The organism is Streptomyces sp. NPDC045287, assembly GCF_056432325.1.
Map to the genome: position 1 here is coordinate 39,701 of NZ_JBWKJG010000014.1, position 18,382 is coordinate 58,082.

The following is an 18,382-nucleotide window of genomic DNA, read 5'->3' on the forward strand; positions in this document are numbered from 1 at the left end:
CGCCCCTGCCCGTGTCACCTCCGCTCGCATCGCCCTCGTCCGCGTCGCCCCCGCCCGGTGGCGTCCCCGGAGTCGCCGGGTGCCGGTGCCGGCGTACGAACGGGTCCGGCCGCCACCCCCGTCGGGGTGGCGGCCGGACCTCCGGGCGGCGGTGCCGCTCAGCTCGCGAGACGCGCGGTCAGCGTGATCTCCGTGCCCGCCAGCGCCTGGCTGACCGGGCAACCCGCCTTGGCCTCCTCGGCGGCCTTGACGAAGGCGGCCTCGTCCAGACCGGGGACCTCGCCCTCGACGGTGAGGTGCACGCCCGTGATGCCCGTGCCGGGCTGCAGCGTGACGTCGGCCTTCGTGGTCAGCCGGGTCGGCGGCGTACCGGCCTTGCCGAGGACGGCCGACAGGAACATGGAGAAGCAACTGGAGTGGGCGGCCGCGATGAGCTCCTCCGGGCTCGTCTTGCCGCCCGGCTCCTCCGCGCGCGCCGGCCAGGAGACCGGGTAGGAGCCGATGCCGGAGGAGTCGAGGGTCACGGTGCCCGTGCCCTCGGTGAGGTTGCCCTCCCAGACGGTGTGCGCGTGACGCGTGGTGGCCATGCCGAATTCCCTTCCGACGCCGTACGGCGCCAGGACGGTGGACGGTGGGGGCTTACGACCCCCCAACCTACTGCGCCACCAGCCCCTTGGCGTCCCGGGCCAGGGCGGTGAGCCGCGAGATCGCCCGGAAGTACTTCTTCCGGTACCCGCCGTTCAGCATCTCGTCGCTGAACAGCCGGTCGAAGGGCAGCCCGGACGCGAGCACCGGTATCTCCCGGTCGTACAGCCGGTCGGCGAGGACCACCAGGCGCAGCGCCGTCGACTGGTCGGGGACGGCGCTCACGCCCGTCAGGCAGACCGCCGTCACGTCCTCGGTCAGCGCCCCGTACCGGCTCGGGTGGACCCGCGCCAGGTGCTCCAGGAGCTGCGGGAAGTGGTCCAGGGAGGCGCCTCGTGTCGCGTGCGCCGCCTTCGTGACCTCCTCGTCGGCGTACGGCGCCGGGGCCTCGGGCAGCCCGCGGTGGCGGTAGTCCTCGCCGTCGATGCGCAGCGGCCGGAAGTGCGCGGACAGGCCCTGGATCTCGCGCAGGAAGTCCGCGGCCGCGAACCGGCCCTCGCCCAGCTTGCCCGGCAGCGTGTTCGACGTGGCGGCCAGGGCGACGCCCGCCTCGACCAGCTTGCCGAGCAGCGTGGACACCAGCACCGTGTCGCCCGGGTCGTCCAGCTCGAACTCGTCGATGCACAGCAGCCGGTGCCCGCTGAGGGTCCGTACGGTCTGCTGGAAGCCGAGCGCGCCCACCAGGTTGGTCAGCTCCACGAACGTGCCGAACGCCTTGAGCGCGGGCTCGGCCGGGGTGGCGTGCCACAGCGACGCCAGCAGGTGCGTCTTGCCGACGCCGTACCCGCCGTCCAGGTACACCCCGCGCGGCCCGACGGGGGCGGCGGGCTTCCGGGAGAACCAGCGGCGCCTGCCCGTGCCGCCCCCGTGCGCCCCGCCGAGGCCGGCGGCGAAACCGGCCAGCACCGAGACGGCCTCGGCCTGGCTGGGCTGGTTGGGGTCCGGGATGTACGTGTCGAAGCGCACGCCGTCGAAGCGCGGCGGGGGCACCATCTCGGCGACCAGGCGATCGGCGGGGACGTGCGGCTCGCGGGCGCACAGGGACAGCGGGACCGCTTCGGTCAGGGCACTCGTCGACACGCTCCCCACTGTAAGCGCCGTGCCAGACTGCACGACATGCGACGCCTGTTCCCTGTGACCGACCAGACACCGCCCGTTCCCGCCGGCTCCGCCGCGCCCGCCGCGCCCACCGCGGGGGAGAGCCGCGAGTGGTCCCTCGACGAGCTGGCCGACGCGTACGCCTACCCGCCCGCCGCGGCCGGGACGCCGCGCGGCGCGTGGCTGCGCGCCAACATGGTGTCGTCCCTGGACGGCGCCGCCCAGCACGACGGGCGCTCGGAGCCGATCTCCTCCGCCGCCGACATGCGGATCTTCGGCACGCTGCGGGCGCTCGCCGACGTGGTCGTCGTGGGCGCCGAGACCGTACGCCTGGAGGGATACCGCCCGGCCCGCGCGCGCGAGGGCTTCGCCGCGCGCCGGGAGGCGGCCGGGCAGGGGCCCGCGCCCGCCATCGCCGTGGTGAGCGCCTCGCTGGACCTGGACTTCTCGCTGCCGCTGTTCACCTCGCCGCTCGTACCGACCCTGGTCCTCACGGGCGCCGCCGCGCCGCCCGCCCGGGTGCGGGAGGCGGAGCGGGCCGGGGCGGAGGTGGTCGTCGCGGGCGACGGGCCGGGCGTGGAGCCGGAGCGCGCCGTGCGGGCGCTGGCCGGGCGCGGGCTGACCCGGCAGCTCACCGAGGGCGGGCCGCGGCTGCTGGGCCAGTTCGTGGCCGCCGGGGTGCTGGACGAGCTGTGCCTGACCGTGTCCCCGGTGCTCACCGCCGGGGACGCGCAGCGCATCGCGGGCGGGCCGTCCCTGGCGGTGCCGTCGCGGTTCGCCCTGGCGTCCGTGCTGGAGGAGGACGGGTTCCTCTTCACGCGGTACCGGCGGTCCCTCCCGGTGTGAACCGGCCCGATGGCGGACACACGGAGGGACACGCCGATCCGGCGAAGGATCGGAATTAGTCGTTCCGCTTATCTCGCGCTGGGCAGACTTACCCTCGCAGACCCCGTGCGGGCACGGGGCAGGATGGTTTCCGCAGAAGGGCTCACCAGGTGTTCACAAGCGTTCTGATGATCGAGAAACCGCTGTCGTCCGTGGACGTGGACTTCGTCACGACCCTGCACGGGGACGAGACGGTCTCCTTCATCGTGCTCATGCAGCCCCGCGGCGACCAGACCGACGCGCTGCTGCGCGCCATCGACGACGTCGCCGTCGGCGCGTTGAAGGACGCGGCCAAGGAAGGCGAGGAGCCGTCCGGCGCGGAGGCGCGGCGCCCGGCGGAGGTGGCCCTGGAGCAGTCGGTGCAGGCCCTGCGCGACGCCGGTTGCGAGGCGGTCGGCCAGGTCGTCGAGGACCACCCGCTGGACAAGATGAGGGCCGTCGTGGAGGAGGCGGAGGCCGACGAGGTGATCGTGCTGACCGCCCCGCACTACGTGGAGGAGTTCTTCCACCGCGACTGGGCGTCCCGCGCCCGCCACAAGGTCGGCGTCCCGGTGCTCAAGCTCTTCGCGCACAACGAATAGGCTGGGCCCCCGCACGTACGCCACACCCCGGGGAGAGAACCGCATGGCACCCGCCATCCCTGCCGCAATGGAACGGCCGCACTTCATCGGCATCGGCGGCGCCGGCATGTCGGGCATCGCGAAGATCCTCGCCCAGCGCGGGGCCAAGGTCGCCGGCAGCGACGCGCGCGATTCCGAGACCGCCGCGTCGCTGCGCGTCCTCGGCGCGACCGTCCACATCGGCCACGCCGCGCACCACCTCGCCGACGACAGCAGTTGCGTCGTCGTCTCCAGCGCCATCCGCGCCGACAACCCCGAGCTGGCCCGCGCGCAGCAGCTCGGCATCCCCGTCGTGCACCGCTCCGACGCGCTGGCCGCGCTGATGGAGGGCCTGCGCGCCATCGCCGTCGCCGGCACCCACGGCAAGACCACCACCACGTCGATGCTCGCCGTCGCCCTCACCGAGCTCGGGCTCGACCCGTCGTACGCCATCGGCGGCGACCTCGCGGGCCCCGGCACCAACGCCCGGCACGGCGGCGGCGACCTCTTCGTCGCCGAGGCCGACGAGAGCGACCGCAGCTTCCAGAAGTACGACCCCGAGGTCGCCCTCGTCCTCAACGTCGAGCTGGACCACCACGCCAACTACGCCTCCCTGGAAGAGATCTACGAGTCCTTCGAGGCGTTCGTGGCCAAGGTCCCCCGCGGCGGCACCCTCGTCGTCGGCGAGCACCCGGGCGCCCGCGAGCTGGCCGCGCGGGTCTCCGGCCGGCCGGGCCTGGACATCCTGCGCGTCGGCGAGTCGGAGTCGTCCGACGTGTGGATCCGCCGCATCACCCCGAAGGGCATGACCAGCGAGGTCACCGTCGTCCTCGACGGGCGCGAGCACACCTTCACGGTCTCCGTGCCCGGCCGCCACTACGCCCACAACGCCGCCGCCGCCCTCGCCGCCGGCGCGCGCGCCGGTGTCGACCCGGCCGACCTGGCCCGGGCCCTCACCGCGTACACCGGCGTCGGGCGCCGCCTCCAGCTCAAGGGCGAGGCCGCCGGCGTCCAGGTCATCGACTCGTACGCGCACCACCCCACCGAGATGACCGCCGACCTGGAGGCGATGCGCGCCGCGGCCGGCACCGACCGCCGCCTCCTGGTGGTGTTCCAGCCGCACCTGTTCTCCCGCACGCAGGAGCTGGGCGCGGAGATGGGCCGGGCCCTCGCCCTCGCCGACCGGTCGCTGGTCCTCGACATCTACCCCGCCCGCGAGGACCCGGTCCCGGGCGTCACCAGCGCCCTGATCACCGACGCGGCCGCCGCGGCGGGCGCCGACGTCACCCCGGCGCCCGACCAGGAGGCCGTGCCCGAACTGGTCGCGGGAATGGCCCGGCCCGGCGATCTCGTTCTCACCATGGGCGCCGGCGACGTCACGGACCTCGGCCCGAGGATCCTCGACCGCCTGGCGCGCTGACCGAGCAGAGGGAGCTGAAGCAGACCATGCCGTACGAGGTCGAGAAGCCGGACGAGCAGTGGCGCGCCGAGCTGACGCCGCAGGAGTACCACGTCCTGCGCGAGGCGGGCACGGAGCCGCCCTTCACCGGCGAGTACACCGACACCAGGACAGAGGGCGTCTACTCCTGCCGGGCCTGTGGTGCCGAACTGTTCACGTCCGACACGAAGTTCGCCTCCCACTGCGGCTGGCCGTCCTTCTACGACCCGAAGGACAGCGACGCCGTCGAACTCCTGGAGGACCGCTCCCACGGCATGGTCCGCACCGAGGTCCGCTGCGCCCGCTGCGGCTCCCACCTGGGCCACGTCTTCGAGGGCGAGGGCTACCCGACCCCCACGGACCAGCGCTACTGCATCAACTCCGTCTCCCTCCGCCTGGCCCCGGCCGCGGACTGAGCACGACCCGGCCGCCCCTTCCCCCGCCGTCGGGCGGAGGAAGGGGCGGCGCGCGGTCCTCGACCCGCCCCCGGCCGTGCGGCCGGCGCCGCCGTCAGCGCCCCGGGCCGATCACGTCTCCGATCTGGGAGGCGTCGTGCGAGCCGCGGGCCGGACGCCGTTTCCCGCGCCTTCGCCGTGCGGGTCCGTCCTCCACGGCGCCGGGCCGCCGCGCCCCCTGTTCCGCCGGTGCGCCGGGGTCAGGAGAGCTCGCCGTCGTAGTCCGGGAGCTTGAAGACGCGCTCCGCGTGACCGCCCGCCAGGTCGCTCGGGCGGTTGCCGATGTTGGCGATGATCCGGTAGCCCTTCGCCTCGATCTCGGCGCGCTTCTCCGTCTTGTACGCGGCGACCTCGCCGAACAGGTCGGGCAGGTCGCGGACGTACAGGCCGTCCACCGGGTAGCCCGCGGACCGCAGGTTGCGCGCGGTGAGGCCGTGCAGGATGCCGGGGCGGGCGGTGACGAAGAAGACGTCCACGCCGCGGGAGTCGGCGTAGCGGGCCAGGTCGAGGGCGGGGCGGACGGCGGGGGTCGGGTACTCCCAGAAGGAGTGGAAGTCCGTCTCCAGGGACGTGTTGTCGACGTCCAGCACGATCGCCAGCTTCTCGCCGGACGCGTTCGCCGTGCGCTGCTCGACGTAGGGGCGGGCGGGGGCGAGGGCCGCCGCCACGTCGCGCTGCCAGGTCGCGTAGTCCACGTCCGTGGACCGGGCGGCTCCGGCCGCGACGGCGGCGGCCGGCCGGTCGGGGACCGCGGCCGGGGCCGCCGCGTCCGCCTGGACGGGCCAGGCCAGGGCCAGGGCCGCGGTGGCGGCGACGGTGAGGGTGCGGTGCCGGGAGGCGCTGCGTCCGCGCATGGGGTCACTCCTCTGTGGGGGGTGCGAGCCGTGAGGTGCCATGCTCGTGTCACATGGTGGACGGAATGAGGCGTTCCTTCTACTGGTCGGTAGCCACGAGTCGAGAGACCGTCCGGACAGGGACAATCGAGACCATGGACGCGCAGCAGCTCGACGCCCTCACCGCCCGCGCGCGCCGCCTCGCCACCCCCGGCACGCGGCGCGTCCTCGGCCTCGCCGGCCCACCCGGCGCGGGCAAGTCCACCCTGGCCGCGCGCCTCGTCGACCGGCTCGGTGGGCTCGCCGTCCTCGTCCCCATGGACGGCTTCCACCTCGCGGGGGCCGAGCTCGACCGCCTCGGCCGGGCCGGCCGCAAGGGCGCCCCCGACACCTTCGACGCCGCCGGGTACGCCGCCCTGCTGGCCCGGTTGCGGGCCGCCGACCCCCGCGTCACCGTGTACGCGCCCGCCTTCGACCGCGCCCTGGAGGAGCCCGTCGCCGGCAGCGTGCCCGTCCCGCCCGACGTGCCGCTCGTCGTCACCGAGGGCAACTACCTGCTGCACGACGACCCCGCGTGGGTCCCGGTCCGCGCCCTCCTCGACGAGGTCTGGTACGTGGAGGCCGACGACGACCTGCGGATCCGGCGCCTCGTCGACCGGCACGTCCGGTACGGCAAGGGCCGCGCCGACGCCGAGCGCTGGGTCCGGGCCTCCGACGAGGCCAACGCGAGGCTGATCGCCCCCGGCCGGGCCCGCGCCGACCTCGTCGTCCCCGTCGACTGACGATCCGCCAGTTGCGCCGGACGCCGGTCACGGCCGGGCCCGGCGGTCCAGACTGGGCGTCATGGACCCCCGCCTCCTGCGCACGTTCGTGACGGTGAGCCGGCTCGCCTCGTTCCCGGCGGCCGCGCGCGAACTCGGGTGCACCCAGGCCGCCGTGGCGCGGCACGTCGCCGCCCTGGAGAGAGAGCTGGGCCTGCCGCTGCTGACCCGGCGGCCCGTCGTCCCCACCGTGGCGGGCGCGCGTCTCCTGGAGCACGCCGTACCGCTGCTGCTGCGCCTCGACGCGGCCCGCGCCGACCTCGCCCGCCTCGTCGCCGCGCCCGCCGGCGAACTGGCCGTCGCCGCCGCCCCGCTCGCCGTCGGCCCCCGGCTCCTGGCCGCCCTCCCGGCCGCCACCGCCCGCGTCACCCTGCGCGTCCGGCCCCGCGACGCGATAGCCGCCGCGCTCGCCGACGGCACCGCCGACCTCGGCCTCGTCGACGGTCTGGCCGTCACCGGCGACCCGCTGCCCCTGTCCGGGACCGCCCCGACGGGCGGCACCGCCCCGCTGACGGCCCTCCGCGTCACCGAGGCGCCGCTCGCCGTCCACCTGCCCGCCGGCCACCCGCTGGCCCACCGCCCCGGCCTGCGCATCGGCGAGCTCACCGCCGCCCGCTGGCTGGACGCCCCCGCCGCCGGCCTCCCCCTCGACCAGCTGCGCGCCGCCCACGGCACGTACGGCTTCCGCCCCGCCCTGCGCTACGAGGGCACCGACGTGCACACCCTGACCGCGCTCGCCGCCGCCGGGCAGGGCCTCGCCCTCCTCCCGGCCACCGTCCCCGCCGCGCCCGCCGCCACCGCGGTCCCCCTCGTCGAACCGCGCCTCGTCCACCGCGTCGAACTGCTCCACGCGGGCGAACCAGCCGGCCCCGCCGCGGAGCTGACCGCCCGGCTCACCGGCGGGTGAGCCGGCGGGGCGCACGGCCGCCGCGCGACTGCCGCAGGCGGGGAGGGGCCGGCCGCGGCAGCCGCGCGGCCCGCCCCGGAACCGGCCCCCGGGCCCTTAAAAGCCTTCAGGAGCCGCTCAGGGGCCCTCAGGAGAGGGAGAGGACCACGCACGACTCCGCCGGCACCACCAGCTCCCCGCCCTCCGCCCCCGGCGCCTCCACCGGCTCCCACGCGGCCAGCACCCGCCCCCCGTCCGGGCCCAGCGGGATCCGCGCCGGACGGTCCGCCAGGTTCACCGCCACCCGCACGTCCCCCCGCCGGTACGCGATCCAGCGGGCCTCCTCGTCATACACGACGTGCGTCGCCGCCAGGTCCGGATCGGTCAGGTCCGGCCGCGCGGCCCGCAGTGCGATCAGCCGCCGGTGCCAGTCCAGCAGCCGCGCGTGCGGCTCGCGCGCCGGCTCCTCCCAGTCCAGGCACGAGCGGTCGCGCGTCGCCGGGTCCTGCGGGTCCGGGACGTCCTCCTCCCGCCAGCCGTGCGCCGCGAACTCCCGCCGCCGGCCGCGCCGCACCGCCTCGGCCAGCTCCGGGTCCGTGTGGTCGGTGAAGAACTGCCACGGCGTGCGGGCCCCCCACTCCTCGCCCATGAACAGCATCGGCGTGAACGGGCCCGTCAGGACGAGCACCGCCGCGCACGCCAGCAGGCCGGGGGAGAGGGACGCCGACAGCCGGTCGCCCTGCGCCCGGTTGCCGACCTGGTCGTGCGTCTGCGCGTACCCGAGGAAGCGGTGCGCCCGTGTCCGTTCCGGGTCCACCGGGCGGCCGTGCGTACGGCCCCGGAACGTCGAGAACGTGCCGTTGTGGAAGAAGACCTCGCCCAGCACCTTCGCCAGCGCGGCCAGCGGCGCCCGCGCGAAGTCCGCGTAGTAGCCCTGGGACTCGCCGGTCAGCGCCGTGTGCAGCGCGTGGTGGAAGTCGTCGTTCCACTGGGCGTGCAGCCCCAGCCCGCCCTCCGCGCGCGGCGTCGTCGTCCACGGGTCGCACCGGTCCGACTCGGCGATCAGGAAGTGCTCCCGCCCCCGCTCCGCGGCGAGCTCGTCCACCGCCGCCGACAGCTCCTCCAGGAACGTCAGCGCCCGCGTGTCGGCGAGCGCGTGCACCGCGTCCAGCCGCAGTCCGTCGATCCGGTGGTCCCGCAGCCACGCGAGCGCGCTGCCCAGGAGGAACGCCCGCACCTCGTCCGAGCCCGGCGCGTCCAGGTTCACCGCCGCGCCCCACGGCGTGTGGTGCGTGTCCGTGAAGTACGGGCCGAAGGCCGGCAGGTGGTTGCCGGAGGGCCCCAGGTGGTTGTGGACCACGTCCAGCACCACGCCCAGGCCCAGCCCGTGCGCCGTGTCCACGAACCGCTTCAGCGCCGCCGGCCCGCCGTACGGCTCGTGCACCGCCCACAGCGACACCCCCTCGTACCCCCAGCCGTGCCGCCCGGGGAACGGGCACAGCGGCATCAGCTCCACGTGCGTCACCCCCAGCCGCACCAGGTGGTCCAGCCGCTTCGCCGCCGCGTCGAGGGTGCCCTCGCGCGTGTACGTCCCCACGTGCAGCTCGTACAGGACGGCCCCGCGCAGCCCGCGCCGCGGCGGCTCGTTCCGCCAGGCGTACGCCGCCTGGTCCACCACCGCGCTCCGCCCGTCCGGCCCGTCGGGCTGGCGCCGCGACCGCGGGTCGGGCAGCACCGGTCCGCCGTCCAGCGAGAACCCGTACCGCGCCCCGTCCGGTACGTCGCCGCCGGCCTTCGCCGTCCACCAGCCGTCGCGCAGCGGATCGCGCTCCATGGGGTGCCGGGCACCCTCCAGTTCCAGTTCCACCCGCTCGCGCGCGTTCGGCGCCCACACTTCGAACAGCACTGGCGATCCCCTCGTCGTCGGCCAGGTCCCGTCACCGCGCCCCATCCTGGCAAGACCGGAGCCGGGAAGCACGGCACTTCACCGCCGGGGCGGGGCGGGCCGTCCGGTGGCGACCCGTCTGGACACCCCGGGCCCCGGCGACCGACAATCCCTCCGTGACGTCGCCCTTCGATCCCCAGACGCATCCCGCCCGGCTGTCGGACGCCGAGCGGGACCGGGCGCTGGAGCTGATCCGCGAGGGCGCGGTGCAGGGGAAGCTGTCCCACGACACGTTCCTGCGGCGCACGGAGCTCGCCCTGGCCGCCCGCCACTTCGAGGAGCTGGCGGTGCTCACCGACGACCTCCGGGAGCGGGACGGGGGCTGGTCGCGGCGGCTGTTCGGCGCCGTCGAGCGGATCTCCGCGTTCACGGTGCGGCTGGGCCACGCCTGGCAGGCCGAGCGGCTGCCGAAGCTGCTGCTGCCGGAGCCGGGCCCGTACCCGCTGCGGATAGGGCGCGACCCGGTGAACGGGCTGCGGCTCAGCCATGAGACGGTCTCCCGGCTGCACGCCGAACTCGGCATGCAGGGCGGGTCGTGGGTCCTGCGCGACCTCAACTCCACCAACGGCACCACCGTCAACGGGCGGCGCGTGACCGGCACGGTCGTCGTCCAGCCGGGCGACATGGTCTCCTTCGGCCGGATGGCCTTCCGCCTCGCGGCCCGTTGAGCCTCGCGGCCCGCTGAGCCGCCGGAGCCCGCTGAGCCGCCGGGGCCCGGCCGCCCGGCCCCGGCCCCCGCCGCGGCGCGCTCACTCCGCGCGGCTCAGCAGCGCCACGGGCCGCTCCCCGAACAGCTCCGCCACCGCGACCGCGCGCCCCCCGTCCACGACCCGCGCCCCGTCCAGGGCGTCCACCCACCGGCCCTCGGGCAGCGTCAGCGCCGTACCGGCCCAGCCGCCCGCCTCCGCCAGCCGCAGCGACAGCCGCGTCACCGCCGCGACCACCCGGTCCGACCGGAGGAACGCCACGCAGTGGTCCGCCGCCGGGCCCCGGGCCGCCAGCGGCGTGTACGTCCCCGAGGCGCCGAACACCTCCGGGTACCGCCGCCGCAGCCCCAGTGCCGCCCGCGTCACCGCCGTCTTCTCGTCCGGCCGGGCCTCCCGGAACGGCGCCCGGTTGTCCGGGTCCACCAGCGCCTCGTACACCGCCTCCGTGCCCTGGTACAGGTCCGGCACGCCCGGCATCGCCAGGTGCAGCAGCGCCGCGCCCAGCACGTTGGCCCGCACGTGCGGCTCCAGCTCGCGGGCCAGCTCCGCGACCGGGTGCCACACCGGCCCCGCCGGGCCCTCCGCCACGAACTCCGCCACGGCCCGCTCGTACGCCGCGTCCTGCTCCGTCCAGCCGGTGTGCAGGCCCGCCTCCCGCGCCGCCTTCAGCAGCGCCCCGTCCAGCCGCTCCCGCGACGGCCGGCCCAGCCCCAGCGCCGTCTGCCACGCCGCCCACGCCAGCTGCCCGTCCGGCGCCGGCACCCGCGCCACGTCGCCCAGCAGCTTCGCCCACCGGCCCGGGCACTCCGACAGGACGGCGATCCGCGCCCGCACGTCCGCGCTGCGCTTCGTGTCGTGCGTGGACAGCACCGTCCCGGTCGTCGGCCAGTCCCGGGCGATCCGCGCGCAGTACGCGTGGAACTCCGCCGGGGACACCGCCGGCCTGCCCGGGTCGCCGCCCACCTCGTTCGCCGACAGCAGCGGCACGTACCGGTAGAACGCCGTGTCCTCCACCGACTTCGCCCGCAGCGCCGACGCCGTCTGCGCGAACCGCGTCCGGAACGCCGCCGCGTCGGGCCCCTCCCCGAGCCGCCCCAGCGCCAGCTCCCGGACGACGTCCACGGCCGCCGCCTCCTCCGGCACCGCGAACGTCCCCCGCGCCTCGGCCGCCGCCTCCTCCGTCAGCACCTCCTCCGCACCGATCCGGTACGGCCGGTAGACCGGCACCCGGATCAGCAGCTCCCGCACCGCCGCCCGCAGCGCCCACGGCGCGTGGTCGCGCAGCCCCGTGTCCGCCGCGCAGATCCGCCCGGCCGTCCGGGTCAGGAACGCCACCTCCGCCGCCAGCTCGTGCGTCACCACCTTGTACGCCGCCCGGCGCGCCGTCGCCTCCCAGTGGCCGCCCCGGTCGCCGGGCGGGGCCGCGAACCGCCGGTACAGTCCGCCCAGTTCCTCCGCGCCCGCCCCGTCGACGAACAGCCCGTCCACGCGGCGCAGCGCGTCGTACCCGGTGGTGCCCGCCACCGGCCAACCCGCCGGGAGCCGCTCGTCACCGGTGAGGATCTTCTCGACGACCGTCCAGCACGCCCCGCCCGTCGCCCGGTCCAGCGCGTGCAGGTACGCCTCGGGGTCCGCGAGCCCGTCCGGGTGGTCGATCCGCAGCCCCTCGACGACCCCGTCCCGCACCAGCTCCACGATCTTGGCGTGGGTCGCCTCGAACACCTCCGGGTCCTCCACCCGCACCCCGATGAGGTCCGAGACGGTGAAGAACCGCCGGTAGTTCAGCTCCGTGCGGGCCAGCCGCCACCACGCCGGCCGGTACCACTGGGCGTCCAGCAGCTCGGCGAGCGGCAGCCCGGCCGTCCCGGCGCGCAACGGGAACACCTGCGCGCCGTACCGCAGGACGGAGGAGTCCGCGTCGACCCGCAGCTCGTCCAGCACGTCCCCGAGCCGGGCCGGGAGCACCGGCAGCAGCACCTTGCCGCCCCCCGCCTCCCAGTCGATGTCGAACCACCGGGCGTACGGCGAGGAGGGCCCGTCGCGCAGCACCTCCCACAGCGCCCGGTTGTGCGGCAGCGCGGCCGCCATGTGGTTGGGCACCAGGTCGACGACGAGCCCGAGGCCGTGCGCCCGCGCGGTGCGGGCGAGGTCCCGCAGCCCCGCCTCGCCGCCGAGCTCCTCCCGCACCCGGCCGTGGTCGGTCACGTCGTAGCCGTGCGTCGAGCCGGGGACGGCCTCCAGCACCGGCGACAGGTGCAGGTGGGTGACACCGAGGGAGGCGAGGTACGGCACCGCCTCGGCGGCGGCCCCGAACGGGAAGTCCGGCTGGAGCTGGAGCCGGTACGTGGCGAGCGGGGCACCGGGCGCGTGAGACGTCATGCGAACGTACGTACCCGCCCGCGCGGCGCCTCTCCCCTCGCACCCGCCGAACACCTCGTTCGGTGGACGCACGGCCCGGCCGCTACGCCGGGCGACGCAGTACGGCCAGGCTCCGGCCGACCAGGGTGAGCCGGTCGCCGGCCGCCACCTTGTCGCCCTGGCCCGGCGGGGTGCCCTCCGGCACGGCGGTGTCCACGACGACCTGCCACTGGCGGCCGTGGTTGACGGGGACGACGAAGTCCAGGTCGTCGGCACCGGCGTTGAACATCAGCAGGAACGAGTCGTCGGAGATCCGCTCGCCGCGCGGGCCCGGCTCGGAGATGGCGTGGCCGTTGAGGAACACGGACAGCGCCTTGGCGTGCGCGGCCTGCCAGTCCCGCGCGGTCATCTCCCGGCCGCCCGGGGTGAACCACGCGATGTCCGACAGATCGTCGTGCGTGCCCTCCACCGGCCGGCCGTGGAAGAAGCGGCGCCGCCGGAAGACCGGGTGGTCCCGGCGGAGCCACACCATCGACCGGGTGAACTCCAGCAGCGACCTGGCCTCCTCCTCGTCCGCGCCGGGCCAGTGGACCCACGACAGCTCGCCGTCCTGGCAGTAGGCGTTGTTGTTGCCGTGCTGGGTGCGCCCGAACTCGTCGCCGTGGCTGAGCATCGGCACGCCCTGGGAGAGCAGCAGCGTGGCGATGAAGTTGCGCATCTGGCGCGCCCGCAGCGTCCGGACGCCGGCGTCGTCGGTCTCCCCCTCGACCCCGCAGTTCCAGGAGCGGTTGTGGTTCTCGCCGTCGCGGTTGCCCTCGCCGTTGGCCTCGTTGTGCTTCTCGTTGTACGAGACGAGGTCCCGCAGGGTGAAGCCGTCGTGGCAGGTCACGAAGTTCACCGAGGCGAGCGGCCGCCGCCCGTCGTCCTGGTACAGGTCCGAGGAGCCGGTCAGCCGGGACGCGAATTCCGCGAGCGTCCGGGGCTCGCCCCGCCACAGGTCGCGGACCGTGTCGCGGTACTTGCCGTTCCACTCGGTCCACAGCGGGGGGAAGTTCCCCACCTGGTAGCCGCCCTCGCCCACGTCCCACGGCTCGGCGATCAGCTTGACCTGGCTGACCACCGGGTCCTGCTGCACCAGGTCGAAGAAGGACGACAGCCGGTCCACCTCGTGGAACTGGCGGGCCAGCGTTGCCGCCAGGTCGAAGCGGAAGCCGTCGACGTGCATCTCCGTCACCCAGTACCGCAGCGAGTCCATGATGAGCTGGAGGACGTGCGGGGAGCGCATGAGCAGCGAGTTCCCGGTGCCGGTCGTGTCCATGTAGTACCGGGGGTTGTCCTCCACGAGCCGGTAGTACGAGGGGTTGTCCAGGCCCCGGAAGGAGAGCGTCGGGCCCAGGTGATTGCCCTCCGCCGTGTGGTTGTACACCACGTCGAGGATGACCTCGATGCCCGCCTTGTGCAGGGCGCGCACCGCCGACTTGAACTCCAGCACCTGCTGGCCGCGGTCGCCCCAGGAGGCGTAGGCGTTGTGCGGGGCGAAGTAGCCGATCGTGTTGTAGCCCCAGTAGTTCGCCATCCCCGCGTCGACGAGCCGGTGGTCGTGGACGAACTGGTGGACGGGCATCAGCTCGATGGCCGTCACGCCCAGCTCGGTCAGGTGCTCGATGATCGCCGGGTGCGCGAGGCCCGCGTACGTGCCGCGCAACTCCTGGGGCAGCGCCGGGTGGAGCATCGTCAGGCCCTTCACGTGGGCCTCGTAGATCACCGTGCGGTGGTAGTCGGTGCGCGGCGGCCGGTCGTCACCCCAGTCGAAGTACGGGTTCACGACGACGGACGACATGGTGTGGGGCGCCGAGTCGAGGTCGTTGCGGGAGTCCGGCCTGCCGAAGTGGTAGCCGTACACCGCCTCGCCCCAGTCGACGGTCCCGGCGACCGCGCGCGCGTACGGGTCGAGGAGCAGCTTCGCGGAGTTGCAGCGCAGCCCGCGCTCCGGCGCGTACGGCCCGTGCACCCGGAAGCCGTACCGCTGGCCCGGCATCACCCCGGGCAGGTAGGCGTGCCGCACGAACGCGTCGGTCTCCCGCAGCTCCACCGCGGTCTCCGAGCCGTCGTCGTGCAGCAGGCACAGCTCGATACGGTCGGCGGCCTCCGAGAAGACCGCGAAGTTGGTACCGGCGCCGTCGTAGGTGGCACCGAGGGGATACGCCTGTCCCGGCCAGACCTGCATAGATAAGACTCTTCCATTCTGATCCGGCTGATGGGGTCACTTCTCCGGCTGATGGGGTCACTTCATCCGATCCTCCACGAAATCCGCCCGCCCGCCTAGGACGCCGGACGGTCCTACCGGGTGACCGGGGCCGGGTCCGGTGCGGTGGTCTGGCCGGAAATCGTCCTTCTTGGCGTGCCGTGGCCGCGCGGCGGCGGCGGGACCGGCGGCGCTCGCGGCCCCGTACGGCCGCCGCGTCGCGCGGCCGTACGGGCGGACGGGTCAACCCCGCGCCCCCCGCGTTCCCCGGAGCGGGCGGCACGGGCCGTCCGCCCCTCACCCGCACGGGTGGTCCGCGCCGGGGCGGGTGACGGGCGGCCCGCCCCCGCGAATCGGCCCGCTCCGCCCGCACCGGACCCCGGAACCGCCGCCGGGAACAAGGGGGGTGGGGGAACGAGCCTGTCCATCCGGCTGCACCGCGTCGCCCTCCCGGAGTACCCTTCCTTGATCGTTGGAGACGTGCGTTCGGAACCAAAGGCGGTGCGCGGGTGAGCTCGGGAGGGCTGGAGCTGCCCCCAGGTGACTCGGGTCATGAGGGGGACTCCACTGACTCCGCAGATGTCCCGCCCGGCGCGGTCTCACTCGCCCGGCCGATGGAGATCGGTGCGGAGCTGGACTGGGACGCCCGGGACTGGAGCGAGGTGCGCACCCGCGCCCAGCGCGCCGGACGGGCCTATATCTGGCTGAATCTGGTCGAACAGCGTCTGCGCGCGGTGGTCGCCGCCGTGCTGCGGCCCGTGTACGAACCCATGCACGGCGACGACTGGGTCGTCGCGGCGGCCGGACCGGCCGGCCAGGAGTGGGTGCAGCGCGCCGTCGCCGTCCGCGAGGTCTCCCGCCGCAAGGGTTACCTCCTCGACCCCGCCGACGACAACGTCCTCAGCTTCCTCACCCTGCCCCAGCTGCGCGAGCTGATGGTCCAGCACTGGCCCTGCTTCGAGCCGTACTTCGACGACCGCCGAGAGCTGGAGCTGGCCCTCGACGAGCTGGAGGTCACCCGCAACGTCGTCTCCCGCAACCGCGCCCTGTCCCGGACCGTCCTCGACCAGTCGGAGCGCGCCTCGGCCCGGCTCCTGGAGATCCTCGGCAGCGGGGCCGGCGTGCCCTCCGCGCACCGGCTGCCGGTCGACGCCGTCGAGGACCTCGTGGGGGACCGGTACGCCGACGTGGTCTCCGTCCACCCCGACCGGGTGCGGCTCCAGCGGCAGCTGCCCGCCGAGGACCTCTTCGGCGGGGCCCGCCGCCTCGACGCCATCGGCATAGGCCTCAACCTGCTCGTCCAGAACTTCTCCGGCCGCCGGCTCGTCCGGCTCGCCGAGTCCGGCTGCCGGATACGGCTGCTGTTCCTCAACCCCGCCAGCAGCGCCGTCAAGCGGCGCGAGCGGGAGCTCGGCATCAAGAAGGGCGAGCTCAGCCGCTCCGTGGAGATGAACATCCTGCACATGCGGCGGGTCCGCTCCAAGCTGCGCGACCCCGGGGCCTTCGAGATCCAGGTGTTCGACGAGACGCCCCGCTTCACCGCCTACCTGGTCGACGGCGACGGTCCCGACGGCGTCGGCGTCGTCCAGTCCTACCTCCGGCGGGCCCGCGGCATGGAGGCGCCCGTCCTGGTCCTGCGGGGCGGGCGGCGGTCCGTCGTCGCCTCCGCGCCGGACGGCGACCACGGGCTGTTCGAGACGTACCGCGAGGAGTTCGAGTCGTTCTGGGCGGATTCGCGCCCGGTGTCCTGAAGATACCTTTGCGGGGGTCCCGGGGTGCGTTGTCAGTGCCGCGTGCGAGGGTGAAGACCCACTGGGGGAGGGTGCCGCGCGGACCGCGGCGCCGCGAAGGAGGTTCGGGATGCACTGGCACGGGGAGACCCTCGTCGGCTTCGACCTGGAGACGACGGGGACGGAGCCGTTCGAGGCGAGGATCGTCACGGCCGCGGTCGTGGAGGTACGGGACGGGCGCACCCTGGCGCGCCGCGAATGGCTCGCCGACCCCGGCGTCCGCATACCCGCGCAGGCGTCCGCGATCCACGGCATCAGCAGCGAGCGCGCCGCCGCCGAGGGCCGCCCGGCCCGCGAGGTCGCCGACGAGGTCGCCGGCGCCCTCGCCGGGTACTGGGCCCGGGGCGTGCCCGTCGTCGCGTACAACGCCGCGTTCGACCTGACGCTGCTCGCCGCCGAGCTGCGGCGGCACGGTCTGCCGTCGCTCGGCGAGCGGCTGGACGGCGCGCCGGTCGGGCCCGTCGTCGACCCGTACACCATCGACCGGGCCGTCGACCGCTACCGGCGCGGCAAGCGGAACCTGGAGGCGGTCTGCGCCGAGTACGGCGTGGCGCTCGACGGGGCGCACGAGGCGGCTGCCGACGCGCTGGCCGCCGTCCTCGTCGCCTGCGCGATAGCCGAGCGGCACGCGCTGGTGGCCCGGCTGGCGCCGCGCGAGCTGCACGCCCGCCAGGTGGAGTGGTACGCGCAGTGGGCGGCCGACTTCCAGGACTTCCTGCGGCGCAAGGGCAGCCCGGACGCGGTCGTGGACCCGCGGTGGCCGCTCCGGCAACCGGATCCGGCCTCCGCGTCCACAGTGGCCACCGGCTGACCCGGACCGCTCAGGCGTGGTCGGCGAAGAAGCCCAGCAGCGACGCGTTCACCCGCTCGGGCGCCTCCAACTGGAGCCAGTGGCCCGCACCCTCGACCCGCTCGTACCGCCAGGAGCCCGCCACGTACTTCTCCGTGCCCGTCATCGCCCGCTCGGTGAGGAACCGGTCACCGGTGCTCCACATGCCCAGCACGGGCCCCGGCAGCGACGGCAGCGGCACCTCGGGGCCGAACAGCGCCCGCGGCGGCAGCCCCGCCCGGTAGACGGCGAGCGCCGCGGTGAGCGCGCCCGGCTCCGACAGCCGCTCCACGACCTCGTCGGCGTCCGGGTGCTCGGTGAGGAACTCCCGGGCGTGCGCGGCGCCGTCCCGCAGCAGCCACTCCTCGGCGACGCCCTCGTGCTGGAACAGCAGCATGTACCAGGAGCGGCTGCGCTGCTCCCAGCCCGCGTCGGCGAGCGCGCCCCGATGGCCCACGGACAGGAGCGACAGGCTCGCCACCCGGTCCGGCGCGGCCATGGCCAGGCCCTGCGCGATGCCGGACCCCCAGTCGTGGCCGACGAGGTGGACCCGGCCGACGCCCAGCCGGTCGAGCAGCTCCAGCAGGTCCGCCGCGGAGCGGGCCGGGGCGTACGCCGCGGTCTCCGTCGGCCGGTCGGAGCCGCCGAAGCCCCGCAGGTCCGGGGCGATCGTCCGGTATCCGGCCGCGTTGAGGGCGGGCACCTGGTGGCGCCAGCAGTCGTGGGTGTCCGGGAAGCCGTGCACCAGCAGCACCGCGGGGCCGGAGCCCCCGCTGTCCTCGACTTCCAGGGTCACCTCGGTGAGTTCCACACGCATCCGCGAGTCTCCGATGTCCGGTGGGCCGCAC

Annotated in this window: 16 protein-coding genes; 9 read left to right on the forward strand and 7 right to left on the reverse strand. The window is 75.1% G+C overall.

What is annotated here, in order from left to right; genetic code table 11:
* Nucleotides 1-158: 158 nt before the first annotated feature.
* Nucleotides 159-587 carry an OsmC family protein gene (locus AC07D6_RS22720; protein ID WP_315877314.1) on the reverse strand — a complete coding sequence of 143 codons (429 nt, stop codon included), beginning with the start codon at nt 585-587 and terminating at the stop codon, nt 159-161.
* Between the two features lie 67 nt (nt 588-654).
* A complete protein-coding gene (gene zapE / locus AC07D6_RS22725; RefSeq protein ID WP_315877313.1) occupies nt 655-1,725 on the reverse strand; it encodes a cell division protein ZapE in 1,071 nt (356 codons plus the stop codon).
* Nucleotides 1,726-1,761: 36 nt separating this feature from the next.
* On the opposite strand from zapE, the gene AC07D6_RS22730 reads away from it, so the two are divergent.
* From AC07D6_RS22730 to msrB, 4 genes are all read left to right on the forward strand, one after another.
* Nucleotides 1,762-2,589 carry a pyrimidine reductase family protein gene (locus AC07D6_RS22730; RefSeq protein ID WP_479047005.1) on the forward strand — a complete coding sequence of 276 codons (828 nt, stop codon included), beginning with the start codon at nt 1,762-1,764 and terminating at the stop codon, nt 2,587-2,589.
* A gap of 149 nt (nt 2,590-2,738) precedes the next feature.
* Nucleotides 2,739-3,209, forward strand: coding sequence for an indole-3-glycerol phosphate synthase (locus tag AC07D6_RS22735; protein ID WP_315877311.1), 471 nt, complete (start codon nt 2,739-2,741; stop codon nt 3,207-3,209).
* A gap of 43 nt (nt 3,210-3,252) precedes the next feature.
* Entirely contained in the window at nt 3,253-4,647 is a 1,395-nt protein-coding gene (gene murC, locus AC07D6_RS22740; RefSeq protein ID WP_479047008.1) for a UDP-N-acetylmuramate--L-alanine ligase, read from the forward strand.
* Between the two features lie 26 nt (nt 4,648-4,673).
* Nucleotides 4,674-5,081, forward strand: a complete 408-nt coding sequence (gene msrB / locus AC07D6_RS22745; protein ID WP_315877309.1) for a peptide-methionine (R)-S-oxide reductase MsrB — start codon at nt 4,674-4,676, stop codon at nt 5,079-5,081.
* Nucleotides 5,082-5,320: 239 nt separating this feature from the next.
* On the opposite strand, the gene AC07D6_RS22750 is transcribed toward msrB, so the two are convergent.
* Nucleotides 5,321-5,974, reverse strand: coding sequence for an HAD family acid phosphatase (locus tag AC07D6_RS22750; protein ID WP_479047011.1), 654 nt, complete (start codon nt 5,972-5,974; stop codon nt 5,321-5,323).
* Between the two features lie 134 nt (nt 5,975-6,108).
* Here AC07D6_RS22750 and AC07D6_RS22755 point away from each other — a divergent pair, with 134 nt between their 5' ends.
* Together AC07D6_RS22755 and AC07D6_RS22760 are read left to right on the forward strand one after the other, a co-directional pair.
* Nucleotides 6,109-6,735, forward strand: coding sequence for a nucleoside/nucleotide kinase family protein (locus AC07D6_RS22755; RefSeq protein ID WP_479047013.1), 627 nt, complete (start codon nt 6,109-6,111; stop codon nt 6,733-6,735).
* Between the two features lie 61 nt (nt 6,736-6,796).
* Entirely contained in the window at nt 6,797-7,681 is an 885-nt protein-coding gene (locus AC07D6_RS22760) for a LysR family transcriptional regulator (protein WP_479047015.1), read from the forward strand.
* Nucleotides 7,682-7,808: 127 nt separating this feature from the next.
* On the opposite strand, the gene treZ is transcribed toward AC07D6_RS22760, so the two are convergent.
* Nucleotides 7,809-9,566: a malto-oligosyltrehalose trehalohydrolase gene (gene treZ / locus AC07D6_RS22765; RefSeq protein WP_315877305.1), complete on the reverse strand. Its 1,758-nt coding sequence runs from the start codon at nt 9,564-9,566 to the stop codon at nt 7,809-7,811.
* 155 nt (nt 9,567-9,721) lie between these two features.
* On the opposite strand from treZ, the gene AC07D6_RS22770 reads away from it, so the two are divergent.
* On the forward strand, nt 9,722-10,273 hold the full coding sequence (locus tag AC07D6_RS22770) for a DUF1707 and FHA domain-containing protein (protein ID WP_479047017.1): 552 nt from the start codon (nt 9,722-9,724) through the stop codon (nt 10,271-10,273).
* Between the two features lie 81 nt (nt 10,274-10,354).
* Here AC07D6_RS22770 and treY read toward each other — a convergent pair whose 3' ends face one another.
* Both treY and glgX read right to left on the reverse strand, forming a co-directional pair.
* Nucleotides 10,355-12,691: a malto-oligosyltrehalose synthase gene (gene treY / locus AC07D6_RS22775; protein ID WP_479047020.1), complete on the reverse strand. Its 2,337-nt coding sequence runs from the start codon at nt 12,689-12,691 to the stop codon at nt 10,355-10,357.
* 82 nt (nt 12,692-12,773) lie between these two features.
* Nucleotides 12,774-14,897, reverse strand: coding sequence for a glycogen debranching protein GlgX (gene glgX / locus AC07D6_RS22780; protein WP_315877302.1), 2,124 nt, complete (start codon nt 14,895-14,897; stop codon nt 12,774-12,776).
* 527 nt (nt 14,898-15,424) lie between these two features.
* Here glgX and AC07D6_RS22785 point away from each other — a divergent pair.
* Together AC07D6_RS22785 and AC07D6_RS22790 are read left to right on the forward strand one after the other, a co-directional pair.
* Complete coding sequence (locus AC07D6_RS22785; protein WP_315877301.1) at nt 15,425-16,666, forward strand: SAV2148 family HEPN domain-containing protein; 1,242 nt, start codon at nt 15,425-15,427, stop codon at nt 16,664-16,666.
* Nucleotides 16,667-16,775: 109 nt separating this feature from the next.
* Nucleotides 16,776-17,516, forward strand: coding sequence for an exonuclease domain-containing protein (locus tag AC07D6_RS22790; RefSeq protein WP_479047024.1), 741 nt, complete (start codon nt 16,776-16,778; stop codon nt 17,514-17,516).
* Between the two features lie 10 nt (nt 17,517-17,526).
* Here AC07D6_RS22790 and AC07D6_RS22795 read toward each other — a convergent pair whose 3' ends face one another.
* Entirely contained in the window at nt 17,527-18,351 is an 825-nt protein-coding gene (locus AC07D6_RS22795; protein ID WP_479047026.1) for an alpha/beta fold hydrolase, read from the reverse strand.
* Between the last annotated feature and the right edge of the window lie 31 nt (nt 18,352-18,382).

Excerpts from the sequence above, each read along its gene's own strand:
- AC07D6_RS22720 (WP_315877314.1), bottom strand. The coding sequence starts at position 587 with ATGGCCACCACGCGTCACGCGCACACCGTCTGGGAGGGCAACCTCACC.
- AC07D6_RS22730 (WP_479047005.1), top strand. The coding sequence starts at position 1,762 with ATGCGACGCCTGTTCCCTGTGACCGACCAGACACCGCCCGTTCCCGCC.
- murC (WP_479047008.1), top strand. The coding sequence starts at position 3,253 with ATGGCACCCGCCATCCCTGCCGCAATGGAACGGCCGCACTTCATCGGC.
- msrB (WP_315877309.1), top strand. The coding sequence starts at position 4,674 with ATGCCGTACGAGGTCGAGAAGCCGGACGAGCAGTGGCGCGCCGAGCTG.
- AC07D6_RS22750 (WP_479047011.1), bottom strand. The coding sequence starts at position 5,974 with ATGCGCGGACGCAGCGCCTCCCGGCACCGCACCCTCACCGTCGCCGCC.
- AC07D6_RS22755 (WP_479047013.1), top strand. The coding sequence starts at position 6,109 with ATGGACGCGCAGCAGCTCGACGCCCTCACCGCCCGCGCGCGCCGCCTC.
- AC07D6_RS22760 (WP_479047015.1), top strand. The coding sequence starts at position 6,797 with ATGGACCCCCGCCTCCTGCGCACGTTCGTGACGGTGAGCCGGCTCGCC.
- treY (WP_479047020.1), bottom strand. The coding sequence starts at position 12,691 with ATGACGTCTCACGCGCCCGGTGCCCCGCTCGCCACGTACCGGCTCCAG.
- glgX (WP_315877302.1), bottom strand. The coding sequence starts at position 14,897 with ATGCAGGTCTGGCCGGGACAGGCGTATCCCCTCGGTGCCACCTACGAC.
- AC07D6_RS22790 (WP_479047024.1), top strand. The coding sequence starts at position 16,776 with ATGCACTGGCACGGGGAGACCCTCGTCGGCTTCGACCTGGAGACGACG.
- AC07D6_RS22795 (WP_479047026.1), bottom strand. The coding sequence starts at position 18,351 with ATGCGTGTGGAACTCACCGAGGTGACCCTGGAAGTCGAGGACAGCGGG.